The sequence below is a fragment of the Micromonospora sp. NPDC049049 genome, assembly GCF_040649115.1.
Lineage (GTDB): Bacteria > Actinomycetota > Actinomycetes > Mycobacteriales > Micromonosporaceae > Micromonospora.
In genome coordinates this window covers 97,900-111,506 of record NZ_JBEZEX010000006.1, presented here as the reverse complement: position 1 = coordinate 111,506, position 13,607 = coordinate 97,900, and the positions used below count along the sequence as shown (strand labels likewise).

At 72.5% G+C, this 13,607-nt stretch carries 15 protein-coding genes; 9 read left to right on the top strand and 6 right to left on the bottom strand.

Annotated features, from left to right (window positions below; translation table 11 throughout):
• Window positions 1-29: 29 nt before the first annotated feature.
• The 3 genes from AB0B68_RS09095 to AB0B68_RS09085 form a co-directional block, all read right to left on the bottom strand.
• Window positions 30-371 carry an RNA polymerase-binding protein RbpA gene (locus AB0B68_RS09095; protein ID WP_091398247.1) on the bottom strand — a complete coding sequence of 114 codons (342 nt, stop codon included), beginning with the start codon at window positions 369-371 and terminating at the stop codon, window positions 30-32.
• 231 nt (window positions 372-602) lie between these two features.
• Window positions 603-1,757 (bottom strand): hypothetical protein, encoded by a 1,155-nt coding sequence (locus AB0B68_RS09090; RefSeq protein ID WP_357258803.1) that lies wholly within the window; start codon window positions 1,755-1,757, stop codon window positions 603-605.
• A gap of 26 nt (window positions 1,758-1,783) precedes the next feature.
• Window positions 1,784-3,133: an MFS transporter gene (locus AB0B68_RS09085; protein ID WP_357258800.1), complete on the bottom strand. Its 1,350-nt coding sequence runs from the start codon at window positions 3,131-3,133 to the stop codon at window positions 1,784-1,786.
• Window positions 3,134-3,190: 57 nt separating this feature from the next.
• On the opposite strand from AB0B68_RS09085, the gene AB0B68_RS09080 reads away from it, so the two are divergent.
• Genes AB0B68_RS09080 through AB0B68_RS09070 form a run of 3 tightly spaced genes read left to right on the top strand, consistent with a single transcriptional unit; the run spans window position 3,191 to window position 6,043 of the window.
• The gene (locus AB0B68_RS09080; RefSeq protein ID WP_357258797.1) at window positions 3,191-3,838 is read left to right on the top strand and encodes a TetR/AcrR family transcriptional regulator; all 648 of its coding nucleotides are present in this window, start codon (window positions 3,191-3,193) and stop codon (window positions 3,836-3,838) included.
• Window positions 3,839-3,893: 55 nt separating this feature from the next.
• Window positions 3,894-5,225: an NAD(P)-binding domain-containing protein gene (locus AB0B68_RS09075; protein WP_357206554.1), complete on the top strand. Its 1,332-nt coding sequence runs from the start codon at window positions 3,894-3,896 to the stop codon at window positions 5,223-5,225.
• Window positions 5,222-6,043 (top strand): SDR family NAD(P)-dependent oxidoreductase, encoded by an 822-nt coding sequence (locus AB0B68_RS09070; protein ID WP_357258794.1) that lies wholly within the window; start codon window positions 5,222-5,224, stop codon window positions 6,041-6,043. Before AB0B68_RS09075 ends, AB0B68_RS09070 begins: the two co-directional genes overlap by 4 nt.
• Before the next feature lie 9 nt (window positions 6,044-6,052).
• Here AB0B68_RS09070 and AB0B68_RS09065 read toward each other — a convergent pair whose 3' ends face one another.
• A complete protein-coding gene (locus AB0B68_RS09065) occupies window positions 6,053-6,703 on the bottom strand; it encodes a LysE family translocator (protein ID WP_357258791.1) in 651 nt (216 codons plus the stop codon).
• 229 nt (window positions 6,704-6,932) lie between these two features.
• On the opposite strand from AB0B68_RS09065, the gene AB0B68_RS09060 reads away from it, so the two are divergent.
• From AB0B68_RS09060 to AB0B68_RS09050, 3 genes are all read left to right on the top strand, one after another.
• Window positions 6,933-7,421, top strand: coding sequence for a DUF1992 domain-containing protein (locus tag AB0B68_RS09060; protein WP_357206560.1), 489 nt, complete (start codon window positions 6,933-6,935; stop codon window positions 7,419-7,421).
• A gap of 32 nt (window positions 7,422-7,453) precedes the next feature.
• A complete protein-coding gene (locus tag AB0B68_RS09055; protein ID WP_357258788.1) occupies window positions 7,454-7,996 on the top strand; it encodes a GNAT family N-acetyltransferase in 543 nt (180 codons plus the stop codon).
• 153 nt (window positions 7,997-8,149) lie between these two features.
• Window positions 8,150-9,439 carry an MFS transporter gene (locus AB0B68_RS09050; protein ID WP_357206564.1) on the top strand — a complete coding sequence of 430 codons (1,290 nt, stop codon included), beginning with the start codon at window positions 8,150-8,152 and terminating at the stop codon, window positions 9,437-9,439.
• 152 nt (window positions 9,440-9,591) lie between these two features.
• Here the strand turns inward: AB0B68_RS09050 and AB0B68_RS09045 are convergent, their stop codons facing one another.
• Window positions 9,592-10,158: a maleylpyruvate isomerase N-terminal domain-containing protein gene (locus AB0B68_RS09045; protein ID WP_357207459.1), complete on the bottom strand. Its 567-nt coding sequence runs from the start codon at window positions 10,156-10,158 to the stop codon at window positions 9,592-9,594.
• A 115-nt stretch (window positions 10,159-10,273) separates the two neighbouring features.
• Here AB0B68_RS09045 and AB0B68_RS09040 point away from each other — a divergent pair, with 115 nt between their 5' ends.
• Complete coding sequence (locus AB0B68_RS09040; protein ID WP_357258785.1) at window positions 10,274-11,254, top strand: helix-turn-helix domain-containing protein; 981 nt, start codon at window positions 10,274-10,276, stop codon at window positions 11,252-11,254.
• A 12-nt stretch (window positions 11,255-11,266) separates the two neighbouring features.
• Here the strand turns inward: AB0B68_RS09040 and AB0B68_RS09035 are convergent, their stop codons facing one another.
• Entirely contained in the window at window positions 11,267-11,743 is a 477-nt protein-coding gene (locus AB0B68_RS09035) for a hypothetical protein (RefSeq protein ID WP_357258783.1), read from the bottom strand.
• A gap of 148 nt (window positions 11,744-11,891) precedes the next feature.
• Between AB0B68_RS09035 and AB0B68_RS09030 the strand changes: the two genes are divergently transcribed.
• Window positions 11,892-12,833 carry an ABC transporter ATP-binding protein gene (locus tag AB0B68_RS09030; protein WP_357258999.1) on the top strand — a complete coding sequence of 314 codons (942 nt, stop codon included), beginning with the start codon at window positions 11,892-11,894 and terminating at the stop codon, window positions 12,831-12,833.
• A gap of 15 nt (window positions 12,834-12,848) precedes the next feature.
• Window positions 12,849-13,607: an ABC transporter permease gene (locus tag AB0B68_RS09025; protein WP_357258780.1), complete on the top strand. Its 759-nt coding sequence runs from the start codon at window positions 12,849-12,851 to the stop codon at window positions 13,605-13,607.

The window sequence follows — 13,607 nt, the reverse complement described above, 5'->3', positions numbered from 1 at the left end:
GGGGGCGCCGTCGTCGTACGTCGTGCGGCTCAGGCGCGGCCGCGGCGGGTCCGAACCTCCTGCAGGCGTTCCTCCAGGATGTCCTCTAGCTCGGCGATGGAACGCCGCTCCAGAAGCATGTCCCAGTGGGTACGCGGCGGCTTGGCCTTCTTCTGCTCCGGCTCGTTGCCGTCGACGAGTCGGGCGACGCTGCCGTCGAACTTGCATTCCCAGGTCGTCGGGACCTCGGCGTCGACGGCGAACGGCACCTCGAACTGGTGGCCCTTGGCGCAGAGGTACTCGCGGGTCTGACGCGGCGCGAGCTCCGTGTTGCGGTCGGATTCATAGCTCACCGCGCCAAGGCGGCTTCCGCGCAGCATACGCTCGCCCATGATCGACTTCCCCTCGTTCGTGGTGCTGGTCTTCTGGGTGTAACGGTGCGTCCCCGTCGAGCCATTCCCGCCCGAGGGCGTGAGGCGTCCACGGGTGGGCCGGGACCAAGGGTAGCCGGCCGGGACGCTCACCCGGTGAGGTGATCCCCAGGCGGGTCGGGACGACGGTGCGTGTCCGCTGCCACCGGGGTGGTTAACCGCTTGAGCCTACCGAAGGTTGCGCCACGATCGTCAGGTGGCGTCCTTCGCAGTGGTGGCGCCGAGGCGGGCCAGCGCCAACGCCAGGTCGCTGACCTGGTCACCGAGCTGCGCCACCCGCCGCTGCGCGAGATCCCGATCGGTCTCGGCGGCGTCGAGTCGTACCGTCAGGGCGGTGCGGTGACCCTCGGCGGTCGCCGCGGCCTGCCGGGCCACGGTCAGCTCGGCGGTGAGCGTGTCGCGCTGGGCGGCCAGGGCCGCCACCTCCGCGCGCAGCCGCGCCGCGACCTCGGCGGCTTCCTGCCGGGCGTCGTCGGCCTGCCGGGCGGCGACCTCGGCGCGGTCGCGGGCCCGGTCGGCCTGCTCGCGCGCCCGGGCGGCGTCGGCGGCCTCGGCGCGGGTCCGCGCCGCGTCGGCGCGCGACTGCTCGATCTGGCGCCGGACGTCCTGCACCTCGGCCTGCCACCGCCCGGCCCGCTCGGTCGCCTCGGCGGCGGCCCGGCTGGCCCGTTCGGCCTCGGCGCGCAGCGCGTCGCGTTCCACGCTCAGGTCGGCCACCCGCTGCCGTTCGGCGTCGCGCTCCGTGCGCAGGTCCCGCGCCTCGGCGCGGGCCTGGTCGCGGTCGCGTTCGGCCTGGGCGCGCAGCGCCTCGGCGGCGCTGGCGTCGTGGCGCGCCTGGTCGCGGGCGGCCTCGGCGTGCTGTGCCCGCTCGTCGGCGGCGGCGCCCTGCCGCTGGGCCAGCTCGGCGCGCTGGCGGGCGTCGTCGGCCTCGGCGCGGGCCTCGCGGGCCTGCTCGCGGGCGCGCGCCGCGTCGGCCGCCGCGTTCTCGGCGTCGTCGCGGGCCTCGTCGCGTTCGGTCTGCGCCGCCGCGATCTCGCTGGCGGCCTCCGCGCGGACCTGCGCGAGCTGCCGCTGCACACCCACCGGGGACAACTCGGCGTGCAGCGACTCGGTCAACGTCTCGACGATCTGGTCGAGCCGATCCACCGCCTCCCAGGTGCGGGCCACCTGCCCGGGCAGACCGGGGGCGTTGCGGTGGCGCATCCGGCTGTTGCGCGAGGCGCGCTGGCAGGCGCCGTCGTTGTCGCGGCAGTAGCGAAACGGTCGACCCGCGCCGACACGCTGCGGCACCGGTGCTCCACAGTGGGCGCACGGGCGGGTCTCGGTGGTGCTGGGCTGGGCGTCCATCGAGGGCGAAGTCTAGTGCCGGCCGATCAGCTCGCCGCCCGGGCCGTCGCGTCCAGGGTGTAGCGGCGTTGCAGCAGCACCGCCGCCAGCATCGCCACCGCCGGCAGCAACCCGAAGCCGTAGCGGACCGCCGCGAGCGCGGCGTCGGGCTGCACCGGCGACTCACCGGCCGTCGAGGCCACGAAACCACCCACGGTCAGGCACAGCGCGTACGCGTACGGGCCCAGGGCCGCGCCGGTGGCCTCGGTGGCCGTCCACACCCCGGTGTAGGTGCCGGCCCCGGTGCCGCCGGCGTTGCGGATCACGTCGGGCAGCATCGAGAACGGCAACAGCTGCATGCCGGCGAACGCCACCCCGTGCACCGCCACCGCGCCGATGAGCACCGGCAGGCCGGCCGGTCGGCCCACCGCCAGCACCAGCGAGCCGATCGCGAACGCGCCCTGCGCGCCGAGCAGCGCCCGCTGCTTGCCGACGCGTCGGGCCACCACCAGCCAGGCCGGGGTGACCAGCAGCGCCGGCGCCACGAACGCGGCCACCAGCACCGTGGTCAGGCCGGGGGCGCGCAGCTCGTACTCGGCGTAGTAGGGCACCCCGGCGAGCACCAGGTGGGTGGTGGTGGACATCGCCAGGTACGCGGCGACCAGCCACCGGAACTGCCTGTCGCGCAACGCCGTGCGCAACGCCCGCCACCCGCCGTGCCCGGGCGCGGTGCTGGCCGGCGCGGACCCGCGCAGCCGGGCGATGCCGGCGACACCGACCAGCATGGCCACCAGCATCCCCACGGCCAGGACCACGCCCATCCGCTGGTAGCCGCCCCGCGTCGCGGCGTCGCCGCCGGTGAGCAGCGGGGCCAGCAGCCCGGAGACCAGGATGCCCAGGGTCAGCACCACCATCCGGAACGCCATCAACCTGGTGCGTTCGTCATAACCGATGCGCAGGTCGGCCGGGGTGGCCAGGTAGGGGACCTGGTAGGCGGCGAAGAGCAGGTTGCCGGCGATGAAGAACACCGCCACCCACGCGGCGGCCGGCGTGCCGGTCAGGCCGCCGGGCACCGCGAAGAGCGCGGCGAACGCGACCGGCAGGGCGCAGCCGATCAGCAGCAGGCGACGACGGTCGCCGCGTCGGGTCTGCTCGACGTCGGCGCGGTGCCCCACCCACGGGTGCAGCAGCACGTCGGCGACCTTCGGCAGCAGCAGCGCCAGGCCGGCCAGCCACGGCGCGACGGCCAGCACGTCGGTGAGGAAGTAGAGCAGCAGCAGGCCGGGCACTGTCACCCAGACGCCCATGCCGAGCGACCCGGCCGCGAAGCCCGCCAGGGGGCCGCGTGGCAGTGTCGTTTCGGTGGCGGCCGCGGGCCGCCGGTCCAGCCCGGTCATCGCCGCATCCTCTCCGCAATCCAACGGTCGCTGGATTCTAGGGGCAGAATGGCGGCCATGACCATGCCCCGCCGCCGCCCGGGTCGGCCCCGCCGCGACGAGACCCGGCCGACCCGCGAGGTGGTGCTCACCGCGGCGACCGCGCTCTTCGCCGAGCGGGGCTTCGACGCCGTCGGGCTGCGGGAGGTCGCCGCCGCCGCCGGCGTCGACGTCGCCACTGTCGCGCACCACACGGGTACGAAGGCAGCGCTCTACGACGCGTGCTTCGCCCGGGTGTTCGCCGCCGAGCGGGACGTGCTGACCGAGGCCGCCGAGCAGGCCCGTGCCGCTCTCGACGCGGGTCCGGACGCGGCGCGACGGGCCCTGCACGAGCTGGTCGACGTCTTCGTCGACTTTCTGGAGGACCGCCCCGAGACCACCGCGCTGTGGTTGCGCCGCTGGTTGGAACCGCAGCGGCACGCCGAGTTGGACCAGCGTTACGCCGACCCGTTGTACCGGCTGGTCGCGGAGTTGCTCACCGCCGCCGCGGCGACCGGCGCGCTGGCCGAGCCGACCCCGCACATCACCGTGCGCAGTCTGGTGTGGGCGACGCACGGGCATGTGGTGGCGCTGGCCGCGGGCGCTCCCGGCGCTCGGGAACGGCGCGAGTTCCGGGTGTTCGTGCATCGCCTGCTCGACGGGCTCTATGGATCGCCGCCCCCTTGACGGGCCGCCGCCACGCGACGATTATCCATCAGACGTTGGATTAATGGGGGCGGCAATGGGCGTACCACCTCGGGTGGCGGTGATCGGGGCTGGCGCCGCCGGGCTCGCCGCGGTCAAGGCACTGCGCGACGTCGACGTGGCAACGGTGGGCTTCGAGGCCGCCGAGCAGGTCGGTGGCCTCTGGGTGTACGGGGCGCCCGACTCGCCCGCGTACCGCACGCTGCACCTCAACACCAGCCGTGGTCGCACCCAGTTCGCCGACCACCCGATGCCGACCGACTGGCCCGACTACCCCGACCACAGTCGTGTCGCCGGTTACCTCGCCGACTACGCCGCGCGCTTCGGCCTCGCCGACAGCATCCGGCTGGGGCACACAGTGCAGCGGGTCACCCAGCACCCCGACGGCACCTGGACGGTGGCCGCCAGCGGCCCGACGGGCCCGGTCGAGGTCACCGTCGACGCTGTGGTCGTCGCCAACGGGCACAACCGGGTGCCCCGCCTCCCCGACCCCGGCTACCCCGGCACCTGCACCGCCGAGCAGATCCACAGCCACGACTACCGGGGTCCGGAGCAGTTGGCCGGCCGGCGGGTCCTGGTCGTCGGCGGCGGCAACTCCGCGATGGACATCGCCGTCGACGCGTCGTACGCCGCCACCCGCACCCTGCTGTCGCTGCGCCGAGGCGTCTGGGTGGTACCGAAGTACCTGCTGGGACGACCCTCGGACACCCTCAACGGGGCGTTGGCCCGCCGACTGCCGTGGCGTCTGCGCCAACGCATCACCCAGACGATGCTGAGCGCCACCGTCGGCAACCCCAGCCGCTACGGGCTGCCCGCGCCGACGCACGGCTTCCTGCAGGACCACCCGACGCTCTCCGACGGGTTGCTGTCGCGGCTGACCCACGGTGACGTCGAGGCCCGACCCGGCGTCGCCGCCCTCGACGGCGACCGGGTGGAGTTCACCGACGGCCGCAGCGACACCGTCGACCTGATCATCTGGTGCACCGGCTACCGGGTGGATATCCCGTTTCTCGACCCGGCGTTGCTCGCCGGAGGCGCCGACACCCTGCCGCTGTACCGGCACGTGTTCCACCCCGACGCCCCCGGGCTGAGCTTCGTCGGGTTGATGCAGTCCACCGGCTCCGCCTTCCCCCTGGTCGAGGCGCAGGCCAAGCTGATCGCGGCGCACCTCGCCGGCCGGTACGCGCTGCCGGACCCGGCCCGACAGCGCGCCGCGTGCCGGGCCGAACTGCGGGCCGCGACCGCCCGCTGGGGTCAGCGCCGCCCGGCGATGCGGGTGGACTTCGACGTCTACCTGGCCGAGCTGGCCCGGGAGTTGAGCGTCGGGACCCGCCGTGCCCGCCCCACCCCGAGCGGAGCCGGGCGGTGACGAGATCGCTGACCGGTCGGCGGGTGCTGGTCACCGGGGCGAGCGGGACCTTTGGCCGCCACCTCGGCGCCGCGCTGAGCGCTGCCGGCGCCCGGGTGGTCGGGCTCGACCTGCACGCCCGTTCCGACGGCGACGTGCCGGTGCTGGCCTGCGACCTGACCGACACGGACGCCGTACCGGCGGGGGTGCGGGCCGCCGTCGACCGGCTCGGCGGGCTCGACCTGCTGATCAACAACGCCGGTGTCGGTGGTCCCGCCCCGGCCGAGTTGCCGCCCGACGAGGTGGTCCGCCAGCAGTTGGAGGTCAACCTGCTCGCCGCCTGGCGTACCACCGCCGCCGCGCTGCCGCCACTGCTCACCGCACGCGGACGGGTGATCTTCGTGGCCAGCCGGATGGCGGTGCTGCCGCTGCCGCTCGCCGCCGCGTACGGGGTGAGCAAACGGGCCCTGGTCGCCTACGCCGACGCGCTGCGCCACGAGGTGGGCACCCACGTCGGGGTCAGCGTCGTCTACCCGAGCATGGTCGCCTCACCGATCCACGACAGCACCGCCGAGGCCAGGCTGTCCCTGCGAGGGGTGTCGCGCCCCGAGCCCGTCGAAGGAGTGGTCGCGGCGATCCTGCGGACCGCCACCGCCCGGCGGGCGCCCCGGGACGTGGCGACCACCGCACGCGGTCGGCTGGAGATGGCCGTCGGCCGGCACGCGCCCGCGCTGGCCGACCGGCTGGTACGCCGTACCCTCGCCGCCCGGCTCGCCGCCGGTGACCTGGACGCCGCGCCGCTGGCCGCGGGGATGCTCGACCGCCACCGGGAGCGCTGACCGCCCGGGTCAGGGCGTGGCGACGGCAGCGCGCGAGCGGTCGGCGGCGATGCGAACAGCCAGCGCCGCGAGCGCGGTGCCGGTGACCCACCGTTGCACCCGCAACCACACCGGCCGGCGGGCGAAGAACCCCGCGAGGGCGCCGGCGCTGAGCACGATCAGCGCGTTCACGCTCAGCGCCACGACGATCTGGGTCAGACCGAGCAGCAGGCTCTGCGTGGCCACGTGCCCCCGCGTCGGGTCGATGAACTGCGGTAGCAGCGATACGTAGAGGATCGCGATCTTCGGGTTGAGCAGGTTGGTGACCAGGCCCATGGTGAACAGCCGCCGGGGCGGGTCCGGTGGCAGCGGCGCGGGACGGAACGGTGACTGCCCACCCGGGCGCAGCGTCCGCCAGGCCAGCCAGAGCAGGTAGCCGGCGCCGGCCAGCTTCACCACCGCGTACAGCGTCGGCACCAGGACGAAGACGGTGGCCAGGCCGGCGACCGCCGCCACCAGGTAGACGCCGAAGCCGGCGGCGACCCCGAGCAGCGAGATGAGCCCGGCACGGCGGCCCTGCGCCACCGAGCGGGAGACCAGATAGACCATGTTCGGGCCGGGCGTGAGCACCAGCCCCAACGCCACCAGCGCGATGCCCAGCAGTGCACCCGTACTCACCATGACGCTTCCCCCGTCCGATGGATCCCTCACCGACCGTAATCGGGCTGAACGTCCCCACCCAGGGCCACCTGACAGGCCGTGGCCTGCGATCCGCAGTGATCCACTCGCGTTCGGCGCGACGGCAGCACCGTCGGCGGGAATGCTCACCGTCGCGGGCGTGCTGACCCCTGGCAAGGGCGTGTCGCCGGTCGCAGGCGGCGCGTTACGGTGGCCAGGGAGGTGCCGCACGGTGACCGAGGCGTGGAAAGCGTCAGTGGAGGCGAAGATCCAGGATGCCGTTCAGCGCGGCGAGTTCGACCGCCTGCCCGGCATGGGAAAGCCGATCCCCGGTCGGGGGGCGCCGTATGACGAGGCGTGGTGGATCAAGAGCTTCCTGGAGCGCGAGGCGCTCCCCAGTGACCTGCTCCTGCCCACGTCGCTGCAACTGCGCCGACGCATCGAGCAGGTCCCCGACGAAGTCCGTGACCTGCCCACCGAACAGTCCGTCCGCGACTTCGTGGGACAGCTGAACGCGCAGATCGTGGCGTGGCTGCGCTTCCCCGACGACGGCCCCCGGGTCGCGGTACGCCCGGTGAACACCGAGGACGTGATCCGCCGCTGGCGCGCCGAACGTGCCCGCCCCAAGGTCACCACAACCGTCACCGAAGCGGCGGACGTACCGGCGCCCGCGCGCCGACCCCGGCGTAGCTGGTGGCGGCGGTGGCGCCGTCGGGGCTGACCGCCGGGCCACCGCCACGGCAGACTGTGCCGATGCTGATCGAATCGCGGTCACCCGACACGCCCTCGACGCCGGGTGTCGCCCTGCGTCAGTGGTGCGCCGACGACCTGGATGAGCTGGTGCGGGCGTACCGGGATCCGGTCCTGCGCCGCTGGACCAGAGCTTCGGTGACCAACGCCGCCGAGGCCCGACGGTGGCTGGAAGGCGCGCTGCGCGACTGGGCCGACGGGCGGCGGTACACCTTCGCCGTCCTCGAAGAGCAGGCCGACGGCGCCCGGCTGGTGGGCAACGTGGTGCTCAAGGGGGTCACGGCGCAGCGCCCGGCCCCGGAGGTCGGCTACTGGACGGCGTCATGGGCACGCGGCCGTGGCGTCGCCCCGCGTGCGGTCACCGCGCTGAGCCGCTGGGCGTTCGACCGGTTTCCCGACGTGGTGCGTCTCGACCTGCTGCACCAGGTGGACAACGTGGCGTCCTGCCGGGTGGCGCAGAAGTGCGGCTTCGTGTTCCAGGAGGTGTTGCCGGCCCGGCCGCCCTTCCCGCTCGACGGCCACCGGCACTCGCTGCACGTCGGCTAGCACTGTCGACGCCTTCCCGCGTCGACCGTCCGTACCTGTCGCGAACGGACCCGAACAGGTCCGAACGCTCGTTCCCGGCCGCGACCACGCGAACGCGGATACGGTCTGCGCCGAGCGCCCAGACGACCGCCGGCGCGGGAGGGGCAGGGCGACGTGACCGAGCGCGCCGCGACGTACGCCGAGGTGTTCGCGGTGCGCGAGTACCGCCACCTGTTCGGTGCGTACCTGCTGTCCCTGGCCGGTGACCAGCTCACGGCCGTGACCGTGGCCTATCTCGTGTTCAGCCAGACTGGCTCGGCCGCACTGGCGGCGGCCGCCTACGCCAGTTCCTACCTGGCCTGGCTCACCGGTGGACCGCTGCTGTCCGGTCTCGCCGACCGGTTCCCCCGGCGAAGCGTGATGATCGCGTGCGACCTGGCCCGCGCGGCGCTCATCCCGCTGGCGGCGCTGCCGGCTCTCCCCGCGCCGGCCCTGGTGGTGCTCCTGTTCGTGGTCAACCTGATGCGGCCACCGTTCGTGGCGGCGCGGGCGGCATTGATGCCGGAAGTGCTCGACGACGACCGTTACGCGGTGGCCAACGGCGTGGACAACATCTGCGCCCAGGTGGTGCAGGTAGTCGGTTTCGCCGTCGGCGGGAGTCTGGTGGCGTTGCTGTCGCTGCGCGGGGCCCTGCTGGTGGACGCCGGAACGTTCCTGGTCTCGGCTCTGCTGATCGGGATCGGCGTGCGTTCCCGCGCGGCACCTCGAACGCGGTCGGCCCCGGCGGGCCATGGCCGGGCGGTCGGTCTGCGGGTGATCTTCGCCGATTCGCGGCTGCGGTCCTACGTTCTGGTCCTGTGGATGGCCAGTGCCTTCACCTACGCGGCCGAGGGGTTGATGGCGCCGCTGGCCCGACAGTACGGCGGCGGCGCCGGCACCGTCGGGCTGTTGCTGGCGGCGGCGCCGTTGGGGATGTCCCTCGGTGGGGTCGCGCTCACCCGGTTCTGTCCACCGGCGGCCCGGCCACGGCTCATCCTGCCGCTGGCCGCGATGTCGGCCGGCGTGCTGACGGTGGCCTGGTTGGTCCCTCCGCTGTGGATGATGCTCCTGCTGTTGGTGCTGGCCGGAGCCGCGAGCGCCTTCGCCATCCCCTTGAACGCGTTGTTCGGCCGGGCGGTGCCGACGCAGTACCGGGGACGCGCGTTCGGGGTGGCCATCACCGGCCTCAGTGGGCTCCAGGGAACGGCCATGGTCCTCGCGGGTCTGGGCGCCGACCGGTGGCCGGCCACCACGGTGATCGGTTTCAGCGGATTGTCGGGGCTGGTGGCTGTTCTCGCTGTCGTGCCGCTGTGGTCACGGCGACCCGACTCCAGAGCTGTGACGTCCGAGTGCCCGGTCGAACAAGCCCGAACGACTTCGAACGCCGACATCCCTACCGCCGAAGCAGGCAGTGGCCGACTCTGAGGTCACCTGGCGGGCACGGGGGCCGTCACCGAGGGGAGAGGAGAAGGGCATGCGCAGCGTTCGTAACCGTGGCATCAGCTGGACCTGACCCTGACGCTCCAACCGGGTGGTCGCCTTCCGGGCGACCACCCACCCCGCAACGTCGGTGCGAGTCAGTCGACAGCGGCCCGCCAGCTCCAGGAGGTACGCCGGGCCCGGCCGGGCAGCTCGCCGCGGCCGGTCATCCAGAGCAGCACCTCGGGCGCCGACCCGGGCGGGGCGTCCGGGAAGAGTCGGCGCAGCACCAGCGCGCTCAGCCGCTGCGACGGCTGCCACGGCACACCGAGACCGAGGGTGATGTCGTGGGTGTGCAGCAGAGTCTCAGCCACGCCCATGGCGGCGAAACCGGCCGGGTCGCACGGACCCCAGTGCCAGGCCCGCACGTCCGGCGAGGTGGCGTCGACGGCGGCGGCCAGCAGACCAGCGCAGGCCCGCACCACTGTGAGCACCTGCGTCGGGCTCGCGTCGGGGGAGACCCGCAGGTCGTACGGCAGATAGCCGTCATCCGGGCGGCCGGTGACCTGGCCCGCGTACGCGAGGAGATCGTGCGCGACGTGCGCCGCTGTCGTCCAGCAGCTCCAGCTCAGCGGGCCGGCCGGCACCGACCAGTCGCGGTCCCGGTGGGGCAGCAGCACGCTGGTCATCTCGTCGGCTGCCTCCCGAATGTCGGCACCGGTCACCGCCGACACTCGCCAACCCGCCGGGTAGCACCGGGCGTGGGATTCCCGTCGCGGGTAAAGAGCGTCGAGGCATGCAAGAATCCATCTTCGCATATGCGGGGAGGCGAGCGGAGTGTTGCCCAACCTGGTTTTGGACACGACGGTGTTGCCTCCGGCGGACCGGTTCGCGTTCTGGTACGCCCTGGTGGTTCAAGAGACGGCACCGGTGCACATCAGCAGCGGTCACCTGGACAACTTCGTGGCCTACGCCCAGGCCATCGATCTCGGCCGCATCCGGATGGCCTCTTTGCGCTACCCGTCGCTGGACGCGATCCGGCCCACGAAACTGGTCCGCAGAATCGAGGGGGACTTCTATCAACTCGCGATACCACTGACGGGTCACAGCACGTTGATCCAGGACCGCACCGAGTCCACGCTGGAAGCCGGGAACCACTTCACGCTCCTGGACACCGCACGACCGCACGTCGCCCGACACCGCGTCGAGGGCTCCGGCCCCGCCACCACGATCACCGTGCAGATACCGTACGCGGCGCTGCCCCTGGCGCCGGACCGGCTCCGCAGTCTGCTGGCCACGCCGATGCCGTCGCACCTCGGCGTCGGCGGGCTGTTGTCCCACCACCTGCGCAACATCGCGGCACACCCGGAGCAGTTCGAGCCGACCGAGGCCGAGATCCTGGGCGGGGTGGCGGTGGACCTGCTCACCGCGGCGCTCGCCCAGTACCTCGACATCGAGGACACCCTGTCGCCGGAAGCGCGGCAGACCGCACTACGAGCCCGGGTCGTCGACTTCATCGACCGCCACCTCGACAGTGACGAGCTCAGCCCTCGCAGCGTCGCCGCAGCCCACCACATCTCGGTGCGGTCGCTGCACCGGCTGTTCGAGGCGGAGGCGACAACCGTTGCCGAACTCATCCGCGCCAAGCGCCTGGAGCAGTGCCGGCGTGATCTCGGCAACCCGCTGCTGCGGCAGTCGATTCAGGCCATCGCCGCCCGCTGGGGTTTCCCGGACAAGGCCCACTTCAGCCGCCTCTTCCGTGCCCACTACGGACGTTCGCCGCAGGAGTACCGCACCGGCGTCGCTCGCCAGGACCGGTGACCCGACCGACCGTTACCGCCGACGGTCGGTCGGATCGTCAGCGACGAAGTCCCGGACCGCGGCGCGGATGCTCTCGCCGTACGGGTCGTCCGGCAACCGCACCAGGTGTTCGCGGGCTCGGGCGAGGTGCTCCCGGGCCGGGCCGACGTTGCCCAGGCGCCGGTGGCAGTCGGCCAGGTTGAGGTACAGCGACGGCAGGAACGCCTGGACCTGGAGCGAGGACAGATACCGCTGGGCGCGTTCGTCGGTCAGGTCGGAAACGGCGGCCAGGGCCCGTTCGTCCCAGGCAAGCTCCGCCTCGGTGGTGTCCTGCAGATCGGCGAGGTAGTGCGCCAGGGTGCAGCGGTGCAGGGCGTCACCGGTGGGGCCGAGCTCGTCCCACAACGCGGTGAGCAGCTCACGGGCTCGGGCAGGTGCGCCGCTCTGGCCGAACTGCACGGCCTCGATGATGCGGGTCATGGTCGGGTCGGCGGTCGTCTGGTCGGTCATGTCGCCGATGGTCGGACCTCGACCCGGTCGAGGGTCAAATCCAGACTACGTCTGGAAATTACAAATATCTGCTCAGATCTTGCACTCCACTGTCGACTCTCCCTAGGCTGCCGGGGTGAGCGAACATGCGCTGGTCGAGGCGAGAGATCTGACGAAGGTCTATCCAGCACGTGGGTCCACTGCGGAGTTCCGCGCTGTCGACGGCATCGACTTCGCGCTTGAACGGGGTGAGTCGTTCGGGCTCCTCGGTCCCAACGGCGCCGGCAAGTCCACCACCATGCGGATGATCGCCGCCACGTCGCCGATCACCGGGGGCAGCCTGCGCGTGCTGGGCATGGACCCGATGAGACAGGGACCGGAGATCCGGGCCAGGCTGGGTGTCGTCACGCAGGACGACTACCTGGACAACGAACTCACCGTGCGGGAGAACCTGCACATCTACGGGCGATACTTCGGCCTGTCGCGGGCCGTCATCCGCGACCGCGCGACCCGACTGCTCGACTTCGCTCAGCTGCAGGAGAAAGCCGGCGACCAGGTCGAGACGCTCTCCGGCGGCATGCGGCGGCGGCTCACCATCGCCCGCTCCCTGATCAACGAACCGGACATCCTGCTGCTCGACGAGCCGACCACCGGCCTCGACCCGCAGGCCCGACACGTCCTGTGGGACCGGCTCTTCCAGCTCAAACAGCAGGGCGTCACGCTCATCCTCACCACGCACTACATGGACGAGGCCGAGCAGCTCTGCGACCGCATCATCGTGGTCGACCACGGCCGCATCGTCGCGCAGGGCTCACCCCGGGAACTGATCACCAGGTACGCCACCCGCGAGGTTCTCGAACTCCGCTTCCGCCTCGACGAACGCGACACCGCGGCGGAGAAACTGCGGACGTCGGCGCTGGCCACCGGCGGCAACGACACCGACGGCCGCGTCGAACTGCTCCCCGACCGGGTGCTCGTCTACACCGCCGACGGCGAGGCGGCCCTCGCCACGGTGCACGCCATGTCGCTCACGCCGCTCACCGCACTGGTCCGCCGCGCGACGTTGGAGGACGTGTTCCTCAAGCTCACCGGCCGATCGCTCATCGAGTAGCAGGAGAAACCACTGGTGTTTCGTGTGTTCGGGTACTGGTTGACCCGCTACCGGCGTACCTGGCGGGGCTCGATCGTGATCAACGTGTTGAACCCGTTGCTGTTCCTCATCGGCATCGGCGCCGGGCTGGGCGCCCTGGTCGACGACAACGCGCCCGCCCAGATCACCGGCGTCTCGTACGCGGCGTTCTTCGCCCCGGGCATGCTGGCCGCCGCCGCGATGCAGAACGCGTTCCTGGAAGGGGCCCCGGGTGTCGCCCGGGCTGCCGGCTTCGGGGCCTACCGCAGCGCCACACCGACGCCGCTGAGGCCCGAGCAACTCGCCGCCGGGCACCTGCTCTTCATCACCTTCCGGGTGCTCATCGCCAGCGGCGCCTTCATCGTGGTGATGGCCGCGTTCGGGTTGATCGGAGGATGGTGGGCCCTCGGCGCCCTGCTCGGCGCGACGCTGACCGGGGTCGCGTTCGCGGCACCAGCCGCCGCGTGGGCGGTCGGCGTACGCAAGCTGCGCCACATCGACACGGTGTTCCGCTTCGTCATCATGCCGCTCTACATGTTCTCCGGCACGTTCTTCGCGGTCTCGCAGCTACCCGAGTGGATCCGACCGGTGTCCTATCTGCTGCCGCTGTGGCACGGGGTGGAGCTGTGTCGCACCCTCAGCCTGGGTACGGCGACGGTCGCCGGCAGCTCCGTGCACATCGGCTACCTACTGGCACTCGCCATCGGTGGCTACCTGGTCGCCCGGGTCACCTACCGCCGGCGGTTGCATCCGTGA